Origin of the sequence: Bradyrhizobium sp. LA2.1, assembly GCF_040547725.1 — a bacterium.
Classification (GTDB): domain Bacteria; phylum Pseudomonadota; class Alphaproteobacteria; order Rhizobiales; family Xanthobacteraceae; genus Bradyrhizobium; species Bradyrhizobium barranii.
This window is the reverse complement of sequence record NZ_JBEPQI010000001.1, coordinates 506,271-525,349: the sequence shown is the minus strand read 5'-3', so window position 1 is coordinate 525,349 and position 19,079 is coordinate 506,271. Positions and strand designations below refer to the sequence as shown.

Here is a 19,079-nt window from a genome sequence, read left to right as displayed (position 1 = left end):
GAGATCAGCCTCCCATCCGGAAGGATGCCGCCGCCAGCAGAATGAGGATCTCGCCGGTCTGCTCGAATGCGCCGAGGATGTCGCCGGTCTGCCCGCCGATCTGGCGGATGGCAAGCCGCGCCAGCATCAAGCCGGCGAGGGACAGCAGGATCAGGCTGACCAGCGCCTTGCCCGGCCCGAGCGCGAGCGCGAGGACGAGCGTTCCAACAGCGAAAGCGATGGCGACGCTGCGGCCCGTCGGCGATCCCGCACTTGCCGATAGTCCATCAGATCGTGCCGGCGGGACCAGCGACATGAAAGCCGGCACGCCCGCGCGGGCAGCAGTGTGCGCGGCACACAGCGCGAGCGCGACGGCCCAGGGATTGGCGATCGCCGCGAGCGCGCTCCAGCGCAGACCGAACGACAGGATCAGCGCGCAGACGCCATAGGTGCCGATCCGGCTGTCGCGCATGATCTCGAGCTTGCGTTCGCGCGTCCGGCCGCCGCCAAGCCCGTCGGCGGTATCGGCAAGGCCATCCTCATGCAGCGCGCCGGTGATGAGCGCGGTCGTGGCCAGCGTGAGCAGGGCGGCGAGGTTCGGTGTCAGTCCGAACCGGCTGGAAATCTTGTAGACCAAGGCACCCGCGAGGCCGACCAGCAGTCCCGCGACGGGGATTGCCCAGGTCGCGCGCGCGATGGCGCCTTCGCCTGCGGGCTTCGACGATGCCACCGGCAGAATCGTGACGAACGATGCCGCCATCCTGAGATCGGCGATAATCTCTTTGAAAAGCTCGGCGCGCGGCATCATTTCAGTTTCATCGGCAGGCCGGCCACGACGAACTCGACTTCGTCGGAAACCGCCGCGATGACCTGGTTCATGATTCCGGCGGCGTCGCGATAGCTGCGCGCCAGCGCGTTGTTGGGCACGATACCGAGGCCGACCTCGTTGGTGACGAAAATGACGGGGCTCTTCTGGCCGCCCATGAAAGCGGCGAGCTTCATGAGTTCGTGTTCCCAGTCACGCCCCGCATGCATAATGTTGGAGAGCCACAAGGTCAGGCAATCCACCAGCCTTGGGCCGGCGCCATCGGTCTCGATCAGAGCTTGCAGGAGATCGAGTGGTACCTCTCGCTCGATCCAATCGACGGCCGCGCGCTTGGCTCGATGCTTGGCGATGCGCACCTCCATTTCGGCATCGAGCGCCTCGGCCGTCGCGATGTAGATGGGCTGGCCCGGAAAGCTGCGCGCTCGCTTTTCCGCGTGGGCGCTCTTACCCGATCGTGCTCCGCCGGTGATCAAGATGACGGCCATAAAGGTCTCCTGTGGGCCTGACTAATCACCAAACGCGGCCAAAGACAAAGCCGAAATCAGGCGGCCGGGGGCTTGCGCTCGGGCCGTGCTTTGCGCAACAGGGGCGGGACAGGAGGCGTGCGTGGGTTTTGCGGGGGCGATGGCGGTGGCGATGGCGGTGGATGCCCTCTTGGGCTGGCCGTCGTGGCTGTTCGCGCGGATCGGCCATCCCGTGACCTGGCTGGGCCGGCTGATCTCTGCCATCGACGCCGCCTGGAATCGGGATTCCGATCCGCCGGCATTTCGCCGCGCTGCGGGCGTGGCTGGAGCGCTTCTGGTGATTGCGATCTCGGTCGCAATCGGCTGGGTACTTCAGTCCTTGCTCCCCTGGGGATGGATGGAGATCATACTCGTGGGTGTGCTGGCCTGGCCGCTGGTCGCCTTGCGCTCGCTCAATGATCATGTCGCTGCCGTCGCGAAGCCGTTGCTGGCCGGCGACATCGCTGCTGCGCGCGATGCGGTTTCGCGCATCGTCGGACGCGATCCCGCAACGCTCGACGAAGCCGGCATCGCGCGCGCGGCTATCGAGAGCCTTGCGGAAAACGCCTCCGACGGCATCGTGGCGCCGGTGTTATGGGGCGCGCTGTTCGGACTGCCCGGCATTTTGGGCTACAAGGCGATTAACACGCTGGACTCCATGATCGGCCATCGCAACGAGCGCCACGAAGCTTTTGGCTGGGCCGCGGCACGGATCGACGATGTCGCAAACTTCATTCCGGCGCGGCTGACCGGCTTTCTGTTCGTCCTGTTGGCGTCGCGGCGCTCGGAGGCGCTGTCGTGCATGACGCGCGATGCCCGCCGTCACCGCTCGCCCAATGCCGGCTGGCCGGAAGCGGCGATGGCGGGCGCGCTCGGCGTGCGGCTCAGCGGCCCCCGCATCTATCGCGGCAGCGCGACCGATGAGCCCTGGCTCAACGAAGGCGCGCGCGATCCGCTTGCCGCGGACATCAGCCAGGGGTTAACGATCTACCGCCGCGCCATGCTGCTGCTCGCCGGCCTCCTTGCGATCCTGGCCTTCGCGTGAAAGAACGGGGCATGCGCGAGCACGGTGGAAATCTCGATCTGGCCCAGCAGCGTTTTGGCGGACGCGCGGAAGACTGGATCGATCTGTCGACCGGGATCAACCGGCTGCCTTATCCGGTGGGCGAGGTGAGTGCGCGCGCATGGAACGCGCTACCGTCGCGCGCCGAGATCGTGGCGCTGCATCAGGCGGCACAGCATGCCTACGGCACAAGCGCGCCGATCGTCGCGATGGGCGGTGCCCAGGCCGCCATTCAATTGCTGCCGCAACTCGCGCCAGCCGGCCGCGCGCGCATCCTTGCGCCGACCTACAATGAATATGCCGGGGTCTTGTCGCTTGCGGGTTGGGATGTCCAGGAGGTCGGCGAGTTCGACGCGCTGGCGGGCGCGGATCTCGCCGTCGTCGTCAATCCCAACAATCCCGATGGCCGGCGTTTTGCGCCAAAGGATTTGCTGGCGCTGCTGCCGCGCGTCGGCCGTCTCGTCATCGACGAGAGTTTTGCCGATGCTGCCCCGCAGCTGTCGCTCGCATCCGAGGCGGATCGGCCTGGACTGCTGGTCCTGCGCTCCTTCGGCAAGTTCTATGGTCTTGCCGGCCTGCGGCTTGGGTTTGCGCTCGGCAACGCGGCCGACATCGCCAAGCTCGCGGCGATGTCGGGGCCATGGCCGGTGTCGGGAGCGGCGATCGCGATCGGCTGCCGCGCCTTGCGCGACGACGCCTGGGCCGAGGCCACGACCGCGCGGCTTGCGCGCGACTGTGTTCGCCTCGACGGGATGGCGCAAGCACAGGGCTGGCGGCTCGTCGGTGGTGCGCCGCTCTTTCGTCTTTACGAGACGTCCGATGCGCTTGCCGCGCAGGAGACGTTGGCCCGCGGCCAGATCTGGTCGCGCGTCTTCGCGCAGAACCCGACATGGCTGCGTCTCGGGCTTCCGGGCAGCGAAGCCGAATGGACGCGCCTTGCCGAGGCGCTAGCGCGCTAGCGCCAGCAGGCCGCCGACGTCGAGATGTTGTTCGATGTGATCGGCGAGGGCGTCGAGCGCGCTCTCGACCCTGCTGTGATAAGGCTCGTCGCCTGCCGGAATGTCGAGCTTTGCGAGATACGCCTTGCGGAAATCATCCGACGTGAACAGGCCGTGCAAATAGCTGCCTTGCACGCGCCCATCGCTGGAGATCGCGCCTTCGGGCTCGCCGTTCAGTTTCGCAAACGGGCGGGCGCGATCCGGTCCGTCGGTGCGGCCGATGTGGATTTCGTAGGCCTCGATCGGCTGGTCCGTGGCGGCATGCACGGCCGCGACGCGCGTCAGTGTCTTCTGCGGGCTCATCATTGTCGCGACGTCCAGAAGTCCGAGACCCGGCGTGTCGCCGGCAGGGCCTTCGATGCCATCAGGGTCTGCGACGCTGCGCCCGAGCATCTGATAGCCGCCGCAGAGGCCAAGCACATGGCCGCCGCGGCGGTGATGCGCCAGGAGATCGATGTCCCAGCCCTGCGCGCGCAGGAAGGCGAGATCGCCGCGGGTGGACTTTGAGCCGGGGATGATGACGAGGCGGACGTCGCCGGGGATAGCTTCGCCCGGCCGCACCATCACGAGATCGACGCCAGGTTCGAGCTTCAGCGGATCGAGATCATCGAAATTGGCGATCCGCGACAGCACGAGGCAGGCGATCTTGCACTGGCCCGGCTTGCGCGCGTCGCTCAGGCCCAGCGCATCCTCGGCCGGCAGCTCGCCGGCGCGCGCGAACCAGGGCAGCACGCCAAGGCCGCGCCACGCGGTCTTCTGCTCGATCAGCTTGTAGCCGTCGTCGAACAGCGAGGGATCGCCGCGGAACTTGTTGATGACGAAACCCTGGATCATCGCGGCATCGTCGGGGTCGATCACCGTCTTGATGCCGACGAGCTGGGCGATGACGCCGCCGCGGTCGATGTCGCCGACCAGCACGACGGGCACGTCGGCCTTGCGCGCAAAGCCCATATTGGCGATGTCGGCCTTGCGCAGGTTGACCTCGGCCGGGCTGCCGGCGCCTTCGACCAGCACCAGATCGGCGCGCGCTTTCAGCCTCTCGAAACTTTCCAGCACCGCGCCCATCAGCGACGGTTTCATCGCCGCATATTCACGCGCCCGCGCGGTCGCGATGCGCTTTCCCTGCACGATGATTTGTGCGCCGACATCGGTCTCGGGCTTCAGCAGCACCGGGTTCATGTCGGTGTGCGGCTCGACGCCGGCGGCCAGCGCCTGCAGCGCCTGGGCGCGACCGATCTCACCGCCGTCGACGGTGACGGCCGCGTTGTTCGACATGTTCTGCGGCTTGAAGGGCAGCACGCGCAGGCCGCGCCGCGTGAAGGCGCGGGCGAGGCCGGCGACGATGAGCGACTTGCCCACGTCCGAGCCGGCCCCCTGGATCATCAGTGCGCGCGCCATGGTGTTTTCAGAACCTGGGGCCGTGCTCAGAACTCGACGCCGGCTTGCGCCTTGATGCCGGAGCGGAAGGGGTGCTTCACCAGCGTCATCTCGGTGACGAGATCGGCGATCTCGATCAGCTCGTCCTTGGCGTTGCGCCCGGTGAGCACGACATGCGTCATCGGCGGCTTGTGCGTTTTCAGGAAGTCGACGACCTCGGCGATGTCGAGATAGTCATAGCGCAGCGCGATGTTGATCTCGTCGAGCACGACCATGCGCAGATTGGAATCTGATATCAGCTCCTTGGCCTTCGCCCAGCCGGCCTGCGCCGCGGCGATGTCGCGGGCACGGTCCTGCGTCTCCCAGGTGAAACCTTCGCCCATCGCATGGAACTGGCAGAGCTCGCCGAAATGGCCGGTGAGCAGGCGCCGTTCGCCGGTGTCCCAGGCACCCTTGATGAACTGCACGACCGCGCATGGGAAGCCATGGGCGACACAGCGGACGATCATGCCGAAGGCGGAGGAGGACTTGCCCTTGCCGGCGCCGGTGTGGACGATGATGAGGCCCTTCTCGCCGCTCTTGGTCGCCATGATCTTGTCGCGGGCGACCTTGATCTTCGCCATTTTCGCGGCGTGGCGGGCGTCGGTTTCCTCGGCCGTTTGGGTATCCGGTTCAGGCGTCATCTGACAGGGTCCTTCGGCTTGACAAGAGGCGGCCGGGGGCAAATGGTGGCCCGGCGTTGGTTCCTGTCCTATGACAGGCGAAGAGGGAATGCGATAGGGTCCGAATCGACAAGATTCGGGTCCAAACTGCAGCCGCCCCCGCGACCGTGACCGGAGAGATGCCCGAAGCCACTGATCCCCCAGGGGATCGGGAAGGCGGGGATCGAAGGGCCAAAAGCCCTGCTCCGCAAGCCGGGAGACCTGCCAGCGCGGACGAGTTTTGGACCGGCGGACGGGGTGTTCCGCGACGGGGAAACGGACCTTCGGGGGAATGGTCCGTGTGCCTCTTCGCCTCCCGCTGTTTATCCTGGAAGAGGCGATGACCGTCACACTTCACGTCTGTATTACCTGCCGTGCCGGCCAGACGCTCGACGAGGGTGAGACGACGCCCGGAAAGCGCCTGCATGGTGCGATCCTCGACGCCGGCGTGCCTGAGGGCGTCAATGTGGTTCCCGTTGAATGCCTGTCGGCATGCAGCCAGGGCTGCTCGGTTGCGCTCAGCGCGCCCGGCCGCTGGTCCTATGTCTATGGCCGCTTGTCAGAGGCCCATGCGAGCGACGTGGTCGCGGGTGCTGCTGCCTATGCCGCCGCGCCCGACGGCCTCGTGCCTTGGCGCAGCCGTCCCGAAATCTTCCGCAAGCAGTCGCTTGCCCGCATTCCCCCCATTGCCGTGTTGCCGGAGGCCGCCGAATGAACTCGCTCGCAAAAGTCCCCGTGACGGTGGTCACCGGTTTTCTCGGCTCAGGCAAGACGACGCTGATCCAGCATCTGCTCGCAAACCCCGACGGCAAGAAGCTCGCCGTGCTCGTCAACGAGTTCGGCAGCGAGGGCGTCGACGGCGAGATCCTGAAGTCCTGCGCCGATGCCAATTGCCCGGAGGAGAACATCGTCGAGCTCGCCAATGGCTGCATCTGCTGCACCGTTGCGGACGATTTCATTCCGACCATGGAAAAGCTGCTGGCGCGCCCCGTGCGGCCCGATCACATCCTGATCGAGACTTCTGGCTTGGCGCTGCCAAAACCGCTGCTGAAGGCGTTCGACTGGCCGGAGATCCGCTCGCGCATCACGGTCGACGGCGTGATCGCACTCGCCGATGCCGAGGCTGTCGCCGCCGGCCGTTTTGCGCCGGACCCGGCTGCGGTGGAAGCGCAGCGCGCGGCGGATGGAAATCTCGATCACGAGACGCCGCTGTCGGAAGTGTTCGAGGACCAGATCGCCTGCGCCGACATTGTGCTGCTGACCAAGGCCGATCTTGCGGGCGCTGCAGGGATCGAAGCCGCCAAGGCCGCCATCACCGCGGAGATGCCGCGCCGCGTGCCGATGCTATCCGTCACCGATGGCGCGATCGATGCGCGCGTGATCCTCGGGCTCGGCGCCGCCGCAGAGAACGATCTCGCCGCGCGCCCCTCGCATCACGACGGCGAGGAGGATCACGAGCACGACGATTTCGCCTCCGTCGTGATCGATCTTCCTGAAATCAGCGACATCGACGCACTGGTCGCGTCGGTGCAGCGTCTTTCGCGCGAGCAGAACGTGCTGCGCGTCAAGGGCTATATCGCGGTCGCGGGCAAGCCGATGCGCCTGTTGCTGCAAGCGGTCGGCGAGCGCGTGCGCCACCAGTTCGACAAGCCCTGGGGCGCAGCTCTCAGGCAGTCGAAGCTTGTCGTGATCGGCGAGCACGGCGATATCGACGAGGCCGCGATCAAGGTCGGACTTGGGCTTTCAGGATCTGGTATCTGATGCACGTCGTCTTCCGCGAGAGCCGCGGTCTCGAGGAGACCGCGACGCCAAGGGACATCGGCCAGGACCCGGCCGATCTCGTGGTGCTCTCGTACTCGGATTCCGACCTTGCCGCGTTCGCGGCCGGCTGGCGACGCGGCCGCAACAGCCTGCCGTCGCTGCGGCTCGCCAATCTCGCGGAGCTGCGGCATCCGTTGTCGGTCGACACCTATATCGAGCGCACGCTGTCGCAGGCGCGCGGCATCCTGGTGCGCCTGATCGGCGGTGAGCCCTACTGGCCGTACGGGCTCGCGGCCCTCCAGCAGCTGGCGAAGAACCGCGACATCGTGCTGGCCGTGCTGCCGGCCGACGGCCGCGACGACACGCGGCTCGATGCTTACTCGACCCTGCCGGTTTCGACGCTGCGCCGGCTCAAGGTGCTCTGCGACACCGGCGGTCCCGTTGCAGCCCAGGCCGCGATTGCGCAGCTCGCGCTGGCCTCGGGCCTTTACGCAGGCCCGGTCGTCGGCGAGATGAACTTGCCTGAGATGGGCTTTTACGATCCCGCGCGCGGCGTCATTGCTGCGCCGATGGCAGGCGAGAGAAAGCCGCTCGCGCTCGTGACCTTCTATCGTTCCTATCTCACCGCCGCGGATACCGGGCCGGTCGACGCCCTGATCGCGGCGCTGCGCGAGCGCGGCTTTGACGCGTACGGCGTGTTCGTCACCTCGCTGAAGGCTCCGGGCGTTGCGGATTGGCTGCAAACGTATTTCGCGACGAATCCTCCGGCCGCGATCGTCAACGCGACGGCGTTCTCGGCGATGGGCGACGACGGCACGACACCGTTCGATGCTGCATCATGTCCCGTCTTCCAGGTCGCGCTCTCATCGGCACGGCGCGAAGACTGGGCGGAGTCGCTGCGCGGCCTGTCGCCCGGCGATCTCGCGATGCATGTGGTGCTGCCGGAGGTCGACGGCCGCCTGTTCGCGGGCGTGGTGAGCTTCAAATCGGCCGCGGAGCGTGATCCCGATCTGCAATTTTCGCATCTGGCCCACCGGCCCGATGAGGAGCGCGTCAAGGCCGTCGCCGCGCGCGTTGCGGCCTGGCGGCGCCTCGCGGAGACGCCAGTCGCCGAGAAGCGGGTGGCGCTCGTTCTCTCGAACTACCCGGGCCGTCCGCATCAGATCGCGCATGCGGTTGGTCTCGATGCGCTGGCGTCGGTCGAGGCATTGCTGTCTGACCTGACCGAGGCCGGCTTCGATGTTGCGCCGGTCCAGGCGCTCGGCGAGACGCTGCTCAAGCAGAACTTGACCTGGAGCGTCGCCGACTACCGCGCGGCGCTCTCGCGCCTGCCGCAAGCCTTGCAGGATGATCTCGCGCAGGCCCGGGGGGCGCCGGAGACCGATCCGAGCTGCCGCGACGGCGCGTTCCATTTCGCTGCGATCCGATGCGGCCAATCGATCATCGCGGTTCAGCCCGAGCGCGGCGATGCGACCACGCGCGATGCCGACTATCACGATCTCGCCCGCACGCCGCGCCATGCCTATGTCGCGTTCTATCTCTGGCTCCGCGGGCAGACCATCGATGCCGTTGTGCACATGGGCGCCCATGGCACGCTGGAATGGCTGCCCGGGAAATCCGTCGCGCTGTCCTCACACTGCTGGCCGGAAGCCCTGATCGGCGATCTGCCGGTCATCTATCCCTTCATCGTCAACGATCCCGGCGAGGCCGCGCAGGCCAAGCGGCGCTTGGGTGCCGTCACTATCGGCCATCTGCCGCCGCCGCTGGAACAATCCGCGGTGCCGGACGGCCTGCGCCGGCTCGAACGGCTGCTGGACGAATATTCGACCGCCGATGGGCTCGATCCCGCGCGCCGTCAGCGCCTGATTTCTGCGATCCGCGACGAAGCGCGCGCCGCGGGCCTCGAGGACGATCTTGGTCTGGATGCCTCGGCAGCACCGGCGGAAGCGATCCCACGGATCGATCGCTTCGTCTGCGATCTCAAGGAGAGCCAGTTCGGCGACGGCTTGCACGTGTTCGGCCGCGGCGCCTGCGCCGATGCGGAGCGCGATGCGTTGCGTTCCGCCCTGGCGGGACAGCGCGTTGCGCCGGGGCCATCGGGCTCGCCGTATCGCGGACGCCAGGACGTGGTGCCGACCGGACGCAATCTCTTTGCCGTTGATCCGCGCGCGGTGCCGACGCCGTCGGCGCATGCGCAAGGCATCAGGCTCGCGGAAGAGCTGCTGCGTCGCCATTTGCAGGATCACGGCGACTGGCCGAAAGGCCTCGTGGTCGATCTCTGGGGCTCCGCGACGATGCGGACCGCCGGCGAGGAGTTTGCCATGGCGCTGCATCTCGCCGGCCTTGCGCCGCGCTGGGATCACGCCTCCGGCCGCGTCACCGGCTATGACATCATCGCACCGGCGGAGCTCGGGCGCCCCCGTATCGACGTCACGCTGCGCGTGTCGGGCCTGTTCCGCGATGTCTTCTCCGGCCTTGCGCAATTGTTCGAGGCCGCCGCCGAGGCGCTCGCAACGCGCGAGGAGGAGGGCGAGGAGAATCCCTATCGTCACCGCGCCTCGCGTGTGTTCGCGCCGCGCCCCGGCCAATACGGCGTCGGCCTCTCCGCGATCCCGGATGCCTTCACGGCCGAGACGCGCGATGCCGCCGGCGAAGCCTGGCTGTCGGCATCGTCCTGGGCGTTCTCGGCGGACGGTGCGATGCAGCCGGATCGTGCCGGCATCGAGACGCGGCTCGCATCCGCCGATGCTTTCGTGCACGTCCAGGACTTGCCGGAGACCGATCTTCTGCTTGCCGCCGACTATGCTGCACATGAAGCCGGCATCGCTGCCGCCGCAGCGCATCTCGGCGCGGCAGGACCATCGCTCTATCACCTCGATACGACGCGGCCCGAGCAGCCGCACGCGCGGACGCTGACCGAGGAAATCTCCCGTGTCGTCCGTGCACGCGCGGCCAATCCGGCCTGGATCGCCGGCATGATGCGGCACGGTTTTCGCGGCGCCGCCGAGATCACCGCGACGCTGGAGCACATGGCCGCCTTCGCGCATCTGGCCGGCGCCGTACCGCCGCATCTGTTCGATCTCTACTACGATGCGACGCTCGGCGATGCCGATGTCCGCAGCTTCATGGCCCGCGAGAATCCGGCGGCGCTCGCCGCGATGGAGACCTGCTTCACGCGCCTGCACGAAGCCTCGCTCTGGCGAACGCGCCGCAATTCGATCGCGGCTGCGCTGAAGGAGGCTTCATGAGTGCGGCCGCGATCAAGGGCTGGTGTCCCGGCGCGTTGCGCCCAATGCAATCGGGCGACGGGCTCGTCGTCCGCGTGCGCCCGTTCGGCGGGCGTCTCGAAGCGACACAGGTGGCCGGCCTTGCCGAGCTCGCCGAACGCTACGGCAACGGCCTCATCGATGTGACGAGCCGTGCCAACCTCCAGATCAGGGGCGTCAGCGAACAGGGCCATCGGCCACTGCTCGACGGACTTGCACGGCTGCGGCTGCTCGACCCCGATTCCGACATCGAATCCCGGCGCAACATCTTGGTGACGCCGTTCTGGAACAGCGGTGACGAGACACAGGCGCTCGCCGCGGAGCTTGAAGAAGCGCTCGCCGACAGCACGCTCGAACTCCCCACAAAATTCGGCTTCGCCATCGACGATGGAAAGTCGCGCGTACTCGCCGGCGATTCCGCCGATTTGCGCATCGAACGCGATCGCGGCGGCCGGCTCCTGGTGCGGACTGATGGCGCAAGGCTTGGCCGCTCGGTCGCACGCGGAGAGGCCGTGAGCACGGTGCTCGCGCTCGCAAGCTGGTTCATCTCGTCCGGCGGCGCGAAGGGCGGGCGAGGGCGCATGGCGGCTCATATCGCGGCCGGCGCGGAATTGCCGGAGTCGCTGAGCGGCGAAACCGAGCCTGCTCCGGTCATGGCCGCGTCACGACCCGGGCATTATCCGCATGGCGCCCTGGTCGGCGTCGCGTTCGGGCAGATGCTGCACACGACGCTCCATCAATTTTCCGGCTGCGGACATGCGCTGCGCATGACGCCATGGCGAATGGTGCTGAGCGAGGGCAAGCGCGAGATGCCGAGCGGGGCAGGCCTCATCACCGAGCCTTACGATCCGGCGTTGCGCGTGATTGCTTGTAGCGGCGCCCCGCGTTGCCGCGAGGCGCATGCCGACACCCGCGCACTCGCTTCCGCCCTTGCGCCGCGCATCGCCCTCGATACGCGCCTTCACGTCTCCGGCTGCGCCAAGGGCTGCGCGCGTTCCGGCGCGTCCGCGGTGACGCTGGTTGCGACCAGCGCCGGATTCGATCTCGTCCGCGACGGCTCGACCCGCGACGAGCCGGTTCTGCGCGGCCTGAATGGCGCCGACATCGTCAGCGATCCCTCCATCCTGGTCGGAGGCCACTGATGCCGCACACCTACGAGACCGACGGCGCGGCGATCTACCGGCAATCCTTCGCGACGATCCGGGCAGAGGCCGATCTTGCCCGCTTCACGCCGGACGAGGAGCAGGTCGTGGTGCGGATGATCCACGCCGCCGGCATGGTGGGCCTTGAGGCGCATATCCGCTTCACATCAGGCATGGCGACTGCTGCGCGCGCGGCGTTGCAGAAGGGCGCCCCAATCCTGTGCGACGCGCGCATGGTCTCGGAAGGAATTACGCGCGCGAGACTGCCGGCGGCCAACGCCGTGATCTGCACGCTCGGCGACGAGGCCGTTCCCGCGCTCGCGCAGTCCATGCGCAATACGCGGTCCGCAGCGGCGCTGGAGTTGTGGCGACCGCATCTCGACGGCGCAATCGTTGCGATCGGTAACGCGCCGACCGCGCTGTTTCATCTCCTCAACATGCTCGAGGACCCGGGCTGCCCGCGGCCCGCGGCGATCATCGGCTGCCCGGTCGGCTTCGTCGGCGCGGCCGAATCCAAGGCAGCGCTGATGGCCGATCCGCCGGTGCCGGCGCTGACCGTCGAGGGCCGCCTCGGCGGCTCCGCGATCACGGTCGCGGCCGTGAATGCGCTGGCGAGCCGGAGCGAATAGCCATGGGACGCATCATCTGCTGCGGTCTCGGCCCCGGCGATCCTGATCTGATGAGCGTGCGCGCCGACCGGACGGTGCGGTCTGCGAAGCATGTCGCCTATTTCCGCAAGAAGGGTCGGCCCGGCCAGGCGCGGCGGATCGTCGAAGGCATGTTGGCCTCCGACGCTACCGAATACGCAATGGAATATCCTGTTACGACGGAGCTCGCCTTCGATAGCCCGGAATATGTGCAGCTGCTCGCCGGCTTCTACGACGAATGGGCGGAACGGCTGGCGCGGCTTTCGCGTGCGGTGGACGTCGTCGTGCTCTGCGAGGGCGATCCTTACTTCTACGGCTCCTTCATGCATCTGCACACGCGCCTGCAAGGCCGTGTCGAGATCGAGGTGATCGCGGGCATTCCCGGCATGGTCGGCTGCTGGAACGGTGTCGGACAGCCGATCGCGCTTGGCGACGACGTGACGACGGTGCTGATGGGCACGCTTCCCGAAGACGAGCTCGAGCGGCGGATGCGCGATTCCGATGCGCTTGTCGTCATGAAGACCGGCCGCAATCTTTCAAAGGTGCGCCGCGCGCTGGTGTCCGCGGGCCGGCTGGACGATGCCTGGCTGGTCGAGCGCGGCACCATGCCGGGCGAGCGCGTGGTGCGGCTCGCCGAGATCGATGCCGCCGACTGTCCTTATTTTGCGATCGTGCTGGTGCACGGCAAGGGCCGGCATCTGGACGCCGCCGAATGACGGGCACGCTGACCATCGCGGGCCTCGGACCGGGCAGCGATGCGCTGGTGACGCCCGAGGTCTCCGCCGCCCTTGCCGCCGCCACCGACATTCTGGGCTATGCGCCCTATGTTGCGCGCGTGCCGCCGCGGGCAGGGCTCGCCTTGCACCCCTCCGACAATCGCGAAGAGCTGCAGCGCGCAAGCGAGGCCCTGCGGCTCGCAGCCGAAGGCGGGCAGGTCGTCGTCGTCTCCTCCGGCGATCCCGGCGTCTTCGCGATGGCGTCGGCCGTGTTCGAAGCGCTCGAACAGGCGCCGCAGTTGCGCGAGCTTCCCATTCGCGTTTTGCCCGGTATCACCGCGATGCTGGCGGCGGCCGCGCGCGCCGGCGCTCCGCTCGGCCATGATTTCTGTGCGATCAATCTCTCGGACAATCTCAAGCCTTGGGCGGTGATCGAGAAGCGTCTGCGGCTCGCTGCGGAAGCCGATTTTGCCATTGCTATCTACAATCCCCGCTCGGCGAGCCGGCCGGAGGGATTTGGCCGTGCGCTTGCGGTGTTGAAGGACGCCGGCTGCGGCGAGCGCCTCGTGATCTTCGCGCGCGCGATCAGCGCCGCCGATGAAAGGATCGAGACCGTCACGCTGAACGACGCGCGGCCTGAGATGGCCGACATGCGCACGCTTGTGATCGTCGGCAACTCGCAGACGCGCCGCATCGGCCGCTGGGTCTATGCTCCGAGGCAGGCGCGATGACCGAGCCATTGCATGATCTCGGCCACGCTCTCAACCCGCAACCGTTCCGGCAGCTCGGGCCGCGCGATCATGATTACGGGCAGGCCGAGTTTGCGGGCCGCGTCGATCTTGGCGCGTGCACCGTCGCCGCCGGAATTGCGGGCGACGATCCATGCGATACCCCGCGCGCGCGTCATTTCGAGCTCGCCGTCGAACGTGAACGGCCCGCGCGAGACGATCACGTCCGCAGCGAAGGGCAGCGGTGCTTCGGGCGGATCGACGAACCGCAGCGTGTAGGTGTGCTGTGGCTTGCTCGCGAATGGCGCGATGTGCTGGCGGCCGATGGCGAGGAACACGTTTGCGGGCGTCTCGGGCAGCGCGGCGGCTGCGGCGGTGACGTCGGCGACTTCGGTCCAGGTGTCGCCGGGCGCCTTCGTCCAAGGCGCGCGTTCGAGCGCGATCAGCGGCGTGCCCGTTTGCGTGCACGCCTGGACCGCGTGGCGGCTCATCTCGGCAGCGAAGGGATGCGTGGCGTCGATCACATGCGTGATGCGCTCACCGCGAATAAAGTCGACAAGCCCGCTCACGCCGCCGAAGCCACCGATGCGGGTCGGCAGCGGCTGATCGGCGGGCGTGCGGGTTCGGCCGCCATAGGAATACACGGCGTCGATGCGCGCGCGTGCGACTTCCGCGGCGAGCAAGCTCGCATCGGCGGTTCCGCCCAGAATGAGGGCGCGCGTCATGGCTGATCCCTGGTTGACCATCATCGGTATCGGCGAAGATGGCCTTGCCGGGCTGTCCGAGGCAAGCCGAAAGGCGCTTGCCAAGGCAGAAACTGTTTTTGGTGGCGAGCGTCATCTCGCGCTTGCTGATGTGGAGGGGCGTGGTCGCCCGTGGCCGGTGCCGTTCGACGCAGACATCGTGCTGAGCTGCCGCGACCGGCCGACGGTGGTGCTCGCCTCCGGCGATCCGTTCTGGCACGGCGCGGGTGCAAGTCTCGCCGAGAAGCTCGATGCCAACGAGTGGATCGCGCATTCGGCGCCATCGACCTTCTCGCTCGCCGCCGCGCGGCTCGGCTGGCGCCTCGAGGCCATTGCCTGTCTCGGGCTTCATGCCGCGCCGTTCGAGCGTCTCGTGCCGCATCTGGTGCGAGGTGCGCGCATCATTTGCCTCGTGCGCGACGGCAAGGCGGCCGGTGAGCTCGCCAAATGGCTGAGCGAGCGCGGGTGGGGCGCCTCGGCGTTCTGGACTCTCGCCGCGCTCGGCGGGCCGCGCGAAAGCATCGCTGAGCATCGTGCCGACAGCTTTGCGGGCGATCTGGGCGAAAACCTGGTCGCAGTAGCGGTCGAGGCGAGGGGCGGGCAAGGCATTCCCAGCAGCTCCGGCCTGTCAGACGATCTCTTTGCTCACGACGGCCAGATCACCAAGCGGCCGGTGCGCGCGCTGGCGCTCTCGGCGCTGGCGCCGCGACCCGGCGAGCGGCTGTGGGATATCGGCGCCGGCTCGGGTTCGATCTCGGTCGAATGGGCGCTGTGCGGCGGGACGGCGACCGCCATCGAGGCGCGCGAGGATCGCGCCGCGAATATCCGCAGCAATGCAACAGCGTTCGGATTGGCGCATCGGATCACCGTCATCACGGGGAGCGCGCCGAAAGCTTTTGCTGCGTTGGAAGCGCCGGATGCCGTCTTCATCGGTGGCGGTCTCGATATCGCGATGTTCGATGCCATCTGGTCGCGGCTTGCGCCGGGTGCGCGGCTCGTCGCGCATGCGGTAACGCTGGAAACGGAAGCGCTGCTCGGCGAGCTGCACCAGCGCCACGGTGGCGAATTGATGCGGGTCGAGATTGCCCATGCCGCGCCGCTCGGCCGCTACCGGTCCTGGGAAGCGTCGCGGCCCGTGGTGCAATGGAGTGCGGTTCGATGAAAGTCGCCGGACTCGGATTCAAAAAGGATGTCACGCTGGCTTCGCTGCGCGAGGCGCTTATGGCAGCCGGTGGTTCCGAAGGCCTTGCGGCGGTCGCGACTGTCAGCGACAAGGCCGACGCGGAGCCGCTGAAGCAACTCGCGCGTGAATGCGGCGTGCCGATCAAGCCGGTTCCGGCGGACATGCTGGCCGGCATCGAGACGCCGACGCAATCGGAGCTCGTCGCGGAAAAGTTCGGCACGGGTTCGGTCGCTGAAGCCGCGGCGCTCGTTGCGGCTGGCCCTCGCGCGCGATTGATTGCGCCGCGGGCGGTCTCGCGGGATCGCACCGCGACCGCCGCGATCGCGGAAGGAGACGGCGCATGACGGTGCACTTCATCGGTGCAGGACCGGGCGCTCCGGATTTGCTGACGTTGCGCGGACGCGACCTCATTGCGGCCTGTCCGGTCTGCCTCTATGCGGGCTCGCTGGTGCCCGAGGGCGTGCTGGCGCATTGCCCGCCCGGCGCCCGCATCGTCAACACCGCGCCGCTGTCGCTCGACGAGATCATCGCGGAGATCGCTGCCGCGCATGCCGACGGCAAGGATGTTGCTCGCTTGCATTCCGGCGATCTCGCGATCTGGTCGGCGATGGGCGAGCAGCTTCGCCGCCTGCGCGCGCTCGGTATTCCCTACACGGTCACGCCGGGCGTGCCGTCCTTCTCGGCTGCGGCAGCTGCACTGGAGGTCGAGCTGACGCTTCCCGGTCTTGCCCAGACGGTGGTGCTGACGCGCACGCCGGGCCGCGCCAGCGCAATGCCTGAGGGCGAAAAGCTCGCGGCGTTCGCCGCCACCGGTGCGGTGCTCGCGATCCATCTGTCGATCCATCTGCTCGACAAGGTCGTCGCCGAGCTGACGCCGCATTACGGCGCGGATTGCCCGGTCGCCATCGTCTGGCGCGCGAGCTGGCCGGACCAGCGCATCGTTCGCGCCACGCTGGCGACGCTCGATGCCGCCGTCGGGACCGAGATGGAGCGCACGGCACTGATCCTGGTCGGCAAGACGCTTGGTGCTGCGGATTTTGACGAGAGCCGTCTCTATGCCGCCGATTACGATCGGCGCTATCGGCCGGTCGGCGCCGATCCGCGCTTTCCGGAGGCATCGTGATGCCGGCAGGGCTCGTCATCTCCGCGCCGGCCTCCGGCGTCGGCAAGACCACGCTGACGCTGGCGCTGGCGCGCGCCTGGCGCAATCGCGGATTGAACGTGCAGTGCTTCAAGAGCGGGCCCGATTATATCGATCCCGCCTTCCATGCCGCCGCGACGGGGCGCGCTTCCGTCAACGTCGATAGCTGGGCAATGGATCGCGGGGCGATAGCTCATCTCGTCGGTCGCGGCACTGATGCCGATGTCGTGCTCGCGGAGGGCTCGATGGGCCTGTTCGACGGCGTCGCCGCGCGCGGCGTCTCCGGTACCGGCGCCACCGCCGACATTGCGGAAATGCTGGGCTGGCCGGTGCTGCTGGTGATCGATCCCTCCGGGCAGGCACAGACGGCAGCGGCGATCGCCGCAGGCCTTCGTGACTATCGCGCGGGTGTGCAGCTTGCCGGCGTGGTGCTCAATCGCGTCGCCAGCCCGCGGCATGAAGATCTCGTGCGGCGTGCACTCAACGATGCCGGCATCGCCGTGTTCGGCGCGCTGCCGCGCCATGCCGAGATCAGCCTGCCGAAACGGCATCTCGGGCTGGTACAGGCCGAGGAGCAGGCCGAGATCGGCAAGCTGATCGACGAAGCCGCGCGCTTTGTTGCCGAACACGTCGATCTCGATGCGGTGCTGGGATCGGCAGCAAGCTGGTCGCCGCAACCGGCGGTAAACGGCATGAACGTGACGCCGCCCGGGCAGCGCATTGCGTTGGCCCGCGATGCCGCGTTCTCCTTCATCTATCCGCACATGCTGGAGGCCTGGCGCGCTGCCGGCGCCGAGATCTCGACATTCTCGCCGCTTGCCGATGAAGCGCCTGACGCGAGCGCCGATGTCTGCTGGCTGCCCGGCGGCTATCCCGAGCTGCACGCGGGGAAGATCGCGGCCAATGCCCGCTTTCGCAGCGGCTTGCGCGCCTTCGCTGACACGCGGCCGGTGCACGGCGAATGCGGAGGCTATATGGTGCTGGGAACCGCTCTGACCGATGCCGATGGCATTCGTCATGAGATGACGGGCCTGCTCGGACTGGAGACGAGCTTTGCCAAGCGCCGCATGCATCTGGGCTATCGTCTCGCTGCACTCGCAGCGCCGATGCCGGGCCATCAGGTCGGCGCGCGCCTGCGCGGTCATGAGTTCCACTATTCGACGATTATCGCGCAGCCGGATACGCCGCTGGCGGTCGTGCACGATGCAACAGGCGCGGTCATCGCCGAGACCGGTTCGCGCCGCGGTCATGCCACCGGCACGTTCTTCCATCTGATCGCGGAGGACCGGTGAGCGGTTTTGTCACTTTCATTTCGGCCGGCCCCGGCGACCCCGAGCTCCTCACGCTCAAAGGCGCCGCGCGGCTGCGCGATGCCGACGTCGTGCTCTACGACGACCTCGCCTCCGGCGCGATCCTCGATCTGGCCCGGCCCGGCGCCAATCTCGTCGCGGTGGGGAAGCGGGCAGGGCGGCCCTCGACCAAGCAGCACCACGTCAACCGCCTCTTGGTCGACTACGCCGCGGCCGGCGTCCGTGTCGTGCGGCTGAAATCGGGCGATGCCGGTATCTTTGGCCGGCTCGAGGAGGAGCTGGAGGCGCTGCGCGAAGCCGGCATCGGCTACGAGATCATTCCCGGAATCACCTCGGCCTGTGTCGCCGCTGCGCAAGCCGGCATTCCCCTGACCCGGCGCCACACCTCGCGCCGGGTGCAGTTCGTGACCGGGGCCGATGTCACCGGCGAGCTGCCGCAGAATTTGAACTGGGCGGCGCTGGCTGATCCCGAAGCGACCACCGTGGTCTATATGGGCCGGCGCACCTTTCCGGCGCTTGTCGCAAAATTGATCGAGCACGGCCTCGCGCCGGATACCCCGGCGCTGTTCGCCGAATCCCTCGGTCGTCCCGACGAGCGGCTGGTCCGCACCACCATTGCCGAGCTGGCCGAGCAACTTGCGCGGGGCGGCGCTGCCTCGACGGCCGCCGTGATCCTGTTCGGCGCACTGGCCGGGGATTATCCGTCATGACCGTCCCGGCCGCCCTTCGCCCCTTGACGCCCGGCTGGCGAAAGGGGCACACAGGAGATGCATGGTGCTCGAGGCGGCGCAAACCGCCGGAGCATAATCGGGAATGGGGGTGGGCGGACAGTTGCGCCGCCCAAAACCCCAGCCGCCCCCGCGACTGTAAGCGGTGAGGGGCTCCGATCAGCCACTGGGCCGCGAGGCTCGGGAAGGCCGGAGAACCCCAGTGAACCGCGAGCCAGGAGACCGGCCGTGCATGTTTTGTGGCCAAGGCCGTCGGGTGTGACGGCA

General features: G+C 67.8%; 19 protein-coding genes and 2 riboswitches. Of the genes, 14 read left to right on the top strand and 5 right to left on the bottom strand.

Annotation, left to right across the window (positions count from 1 at the left end; translation table 11 throughout):
- Positions 1-4: 4 nt before the first annotated feature.
- Positions 5-787, bottom strand: coding sequence for an adenosylcobinamide-GDP ribazoletransferase (cobS, locus tag ABIB95_RS02250; RefSeq protein ID WP_354237759.1), 783 nt, complete (start codon positions 785-787; stop codon positions 5-7).
- Entirely contained in the window at positions 784-1,290 is a 507-nt protein-coding gene (cobU, locus tag ABIB95_RS02245) for a bifunctional adenosylcobinamide kinase/adenosylcobinamide-phosphate guanylyltransferase (RefSeq protein WP_354237758.1), read from the bottom strand. The genes cobS and cobU overlap by 4 nt, the downstream gene beginning before the upstream one ends.
- Positions 1,291-1,411: 121 nt before the next feature.
- Here cobU and cbiB point away from each other — a divergent pair, with 121 nt between their 5' ends.
- Together cbiB and cobD are read left to right on the top strand one after the other, a co-directional pair.
- Entirely contained in the window at positions 1,412-2,353 is a 942-nt protein-coding gene (gene cbiB, locus ABIB95_RS02240) for an adenosylcobinamide-phosphate synthase CbiB (RefSeq protein ID WP_354237757.1), read from the top strand.
- Between the two features lie 11 nt (positions 2,354-2,364).
- Complete coding sequence (gene cobD, locus ABIB95_RS02235) at positions 2,365-3,330, top strand: threonine-phosphate decarboxylase CobD (protein ID WP_354237756.1); 966 nt, start codon at positions 2,365-2,367, stop codon at positions 3,328-3,330.
- Here the strand turns inward: cobD and ABIB95_RS02230 are convergent.
- Both ABIB95_RS02230 and cobO read right to left on the bottom strand, forming a co-directional pair.
- A complete protein-coding gene (locus ABIB95_RS02230; protein WP_354237755.1) occupies positions 3,319-4,767 on the bottom strand; it encodes a cobyric acid synthase in 1,449 nt (482 codons plus the stop codon). The genes cobD and ABIB95_RS02230 overlap by 12 nt on opposite strands.
- A gap of 26 nt (positions 4,768-4,793) precedes the next feature.
- Positions 4,794-5,429 (bottom strand): cob(I)yrinic acid a,c-diamide adenosyltransferase, encoded by a 636-nt coding sequence (cobO, locus tag ABIB95_RS02225; protein ID WP_028148472.1) that lies wholly within the window; start codon positions 5,427-5,429, stop codon positions 4,794-4,796.
- 40 nt (positions 5,430-5,469) lie between these two features.
- Positions 5,470-5,691, top strand: a riboswitch (cobalamin riboswitch).
- 96 nt (positions 5,692-5,787) lie between these two features.
- On the opposite strand from cobO, the gene ABIB95_RS02220 reads away from it, so the two are divergent.
- The 7 genes from ABIB95_RS02220 to cobJ are packed head-to-tail and all read left to right on the top strand — an operon-like array spanning position 5,788 to position 13,710.
- Positions 5,788-6,162, top strand: coding sequence for a DUF1636 family protein (locus tag ABIB95_RS02220; protein ID WP_028148471.1), 375 nt, complete (start codon positions 5,788-5,790; stop codon positions 6,160-6,162).
- Entirely contained in the window at positions 6,159-7,208 is a 1,050-nt protein-coding gene (gene cobW, locus ABIB95_RS02215; RefSeq protein ID WP_085403126.1) for a cobalamin biosynthesis protein CobW, read from the top strand. The genes ABIB95_RS02220 and cobW overlap by 4 nt, the downstream gene beginning before the upstream one ends.
- Positions 7,208-10,456, top strand: a complete 3,249-nt coding sequence (gene cobN / locus ABIB95_RS02210) for a cobaltochelatase subunit CobN (protein ID WP_354237754.1) — start codon at positions 7,208-7,210, stop codon at positions 10,454-10,456. The genes cobW and cobN overlap by 1 nt, the downstream gene beginning before the upstream one ends.
- A complete protein-coding gene (gene cobG / locus ABIB95_RS02205) occupies positions 10,453-11,616 on the top strand; it encodes a precorrin-3B synthase (RefSeq protein ID WP_354237753.1) in 1,164 nt (387 codons plus the stop codon). The genes cobN and cobG overlap by 4 nt, the downstream gene beginning before the upstream one ends.
- Positions 11,616-12,245: a precorrin-8X methylmutase gene (locus ABIB95_RS02200; RefSeq protein ID WP_247308739.1), complete on the top strand. Its 630-nt coding sequence runs from the start codon at positions 11,616-11,618 to the stop codon at positions 12,243-12,245. The genes cobG and ABIB95_RS02200 overlap by 1 nt, the downstream gene beginning before the upstream one ends.
- 2 nt (positions 12,246-12,247) lie before the next feature.
- On the top strand, positions 12,248-12,979 hold the full coding sequence (locus ABIB95_RS02195; protein ID WP_354237752.1) for a precorrin-2 C(20)-methyltransferase: 732 nt from the start codon (positions 12,248-12,250) through the stop codon (positions 12,977-12,979).
- A complete protein-coding gene (gene cobJ / locus ABIB95_RS02190) occupies positions 12,976-13,710 on the top strand; it encodes a precorrin-3B C(17)-methyltransferase (protein ID WP_354237751.1) in 735 nt (244 codons plus the stop codon). Before ABIB95_RS02195 ends, cobJ begins: the two co-directional genes overlap by 4 nt.
- Here the strand turns inward: cobJ and ABIB95_RS02185 are convergent.
- Positions 13,686-14,432 (bottom strand): cobalt-precorrin-6A reductase, encoded by a 747-nt coding sequence (locus ABIB95_RS02185; protein WP_354237750.1) that lies wholly within the window; start codon positions 14,430-14,432, stop codon positions 13,686-13,688. The genes cobJ and ABIB95_RS02185 overlap by 25 nt on opposite strands.
- On the opposite strand from ABIB95_RS02185, the gene cbiE reads away from it, so the two are divergent.
- Genes cbiE through cobA form a run of 5 tightly spaced genes read left to right on the top strand, consistent with a single transcriptional unit; the run spans position 14,431 to position 18,794 of the window.
- The gene (cbiE, locus tag ABIB95_RS02180; protein ID WP_354237749.1) at positions 14,431-15,612 is read left to right on the top strand and encodes a precorrin-6y C5,15-methyltransferase (decarboxylating) subunit CbiE; all 1,182 of its coding nucleotides are present in this window, start codon (positions 14,431-14,433) and stop codon (positions 15,610-15,612) included. The two genes, ABIB95_RS02185 and cbiE, sit on opposite strands and share 2 nt — an antisense overlap.
- Complete coding sequence (locus ABIB95_RS02175) at positions 15,609-15,977, top strand: cobalamin biosynthesis protein (protein WP_354237748.1); 369 nt, start codon at positions 15,609-15,611, stop codon at positions 15,975-15,977. Before cbiE ends, ABIB95_RS02175 begins: the two co-directional genes overlap by 4 nt.
- Positions 15,974-16,756 (top strand): precorrin-4 C(11)-methyltransferase, encoded by a 783-nt coding sequence (cobM, locus tag ABIB95_RS02170; protein ID WP_354237747.1) that lies wholly within the window; start codon positions 15,974-15,976, stop codon positions 16,754-16,756. Before ABIB95_RS02175 ends, cobM begins: the two co-directional genes overlap by 4 nt.
- Positions 16,756-18,066 (top strand): cobyrinic acid a,c-diamide synthase CobB, encoded by a 1,311-nt coding sequence (locus ABIB95_RS02165; protein ID WP_354237746.1) that lies wholly within the window; start codon positions 16,756-16,758, stop codon positions 18,064-18,066. Before cobM ends, ABIB95_RS02165 begins: the two co-directional genes overlap by 1 nt.
- Positions 18,063-18,794 carry a uroporphyrinogen-III C-methyltransferase gene (gene cobA, locus ABIB95_RS02160; RefSeq protein WP_063984425.1) on the top strand — a complete coding sequence of 244 codons (732 nt, stop codon included), beginning with the start codon at positions 18,063-18,065 and terminating at the stop codon, positions 18,792-18,794. Before ABIB95_RS02165 ends, cobA begins: the two co-directional genes overlap by 4 nt.
- A gap of 45 nt (positions 18,795-18,839) precedes the next feature.
- Positions 18,840-19,057: riboswitch (cobalamin riboswitch) on the top strand.
- Positions 19,058-19,079 lie beyond the last annotated feature (22 nt).

Bases quoted from the DNA above. Each gene is read 5' to 3' on its own strand.
- cobS (WP_354237759.1), bottom strand. From the start codon at position 787: ATGATGCCGCGCGCCGAGCTTTTCAAAGAGATTATCGCCGATCTCAGG.
- cobU (WP_354237758.1), bottom strand. From the start codon at position 1,290: ATGGCCGTCATCTTGATCACCGGCGGAGCACGATCGGGTAAGAGCGCC.
- cobD (WP_354237756.1), top strand. From the start codon at position 2,365: ATGCGCGAGCACGGTGGAAATCTCGATCTGGCCCAGCAGCGTTTTGGC.
- ABIB95_RS02230 (WP_354237755.1), bottom strand. From the start codon at position 4,767: ATGGCGCGCGCACTGATGATCCAGGGGGCCGGCTCGGACGTGGGCAAG.
- cobO (WP_028148472.1), bottom strand. From the start codon at position 5,429: ATGACGCCTGAACCGGATACCCAAACGGCCGAGGAAACCGACGCCCGC.
- ABIB95_RS02220 (WP_028148471.1), top strand. From the start codon at position 5,788: ATGACCGTCACACTTCACGTCTGTATTACCTGCCGTGCCGGCCAGACG.
- cobW (WP_085403126.1), top strand. From the start codon at position 6,159: ATGAACTCGCTCGCAAAAGTCCCCGTGACGGTGGTCACCGGTTTTCTC.
- cobN (WP_354237754.1), top strand. From the start codon at position 7,208: ATGCACGTCGTCTTCCGCGAGAGCCGCGGTCTCGAGGAGACCGCGACG.
- cobG (WP_354237753.1), top strand. From the start codon at position 10,453: ATGAGTGCGGCCGCGATCAAGGGCTGGTGTCCCGGCGCGTTGCGCCCA.
- ABIB95_RS02200 (WP_247308739.1), top strand. From the start codon at position 11,616: ATGCCGCACACCTACGAGACCGACGGCGCGGCGATCTACCGGCAATCC.
- ABIB95_RS02195 (WP_354237752.1), top strand. From the start codon at position 12,248: ATGGGACGCATCATCTGCTGCGGTCTCGGCCCCGGCGATCCTGATCTG.
- cobJ (WP_354237751.1), top strand. From the start codon at position 12,976: ATGACGGGCACGCTGACCATCGCGGGCCTCGGACCGGGCAGCGATGCG.
- cbiE (WP_354237749.1), top strand. From the start codon at position 14,431: ATGGCTGATCCCTGGTTGACCATCATCGGTATCGGCGAAGATGGCCTT.
- ABIB95_RS02185 (WP_354237750.1), bottom strand. From the start codon at position 14,432: ATGACGCGCGCCCTCATTCTGGGCGGAACCGCCGATGCGAGCTTGCTC.
- ABIB95_RS02175 (WP_354237748.1), top strand. From the start codon at position 15,609: ATGAAAGTCGCCGGACTCGGATTCAAAAAGGATGTCACGCTGGCTTCG.
- cobM (WP_354237747.1), top strand. From the start codon at position 15,974: ATGACGGTGCACTTCATCGGTGCAGGACCGGGCGCTCCGGATTTGCTG.
- ABIB95_RS02165 (WP_354237746.1), top strand. From the start codon at position 16,756: ATGCCGGCAGGGCTCGTCATCTCCGCGCCGGCCTCCGGCGTCGGCAAG.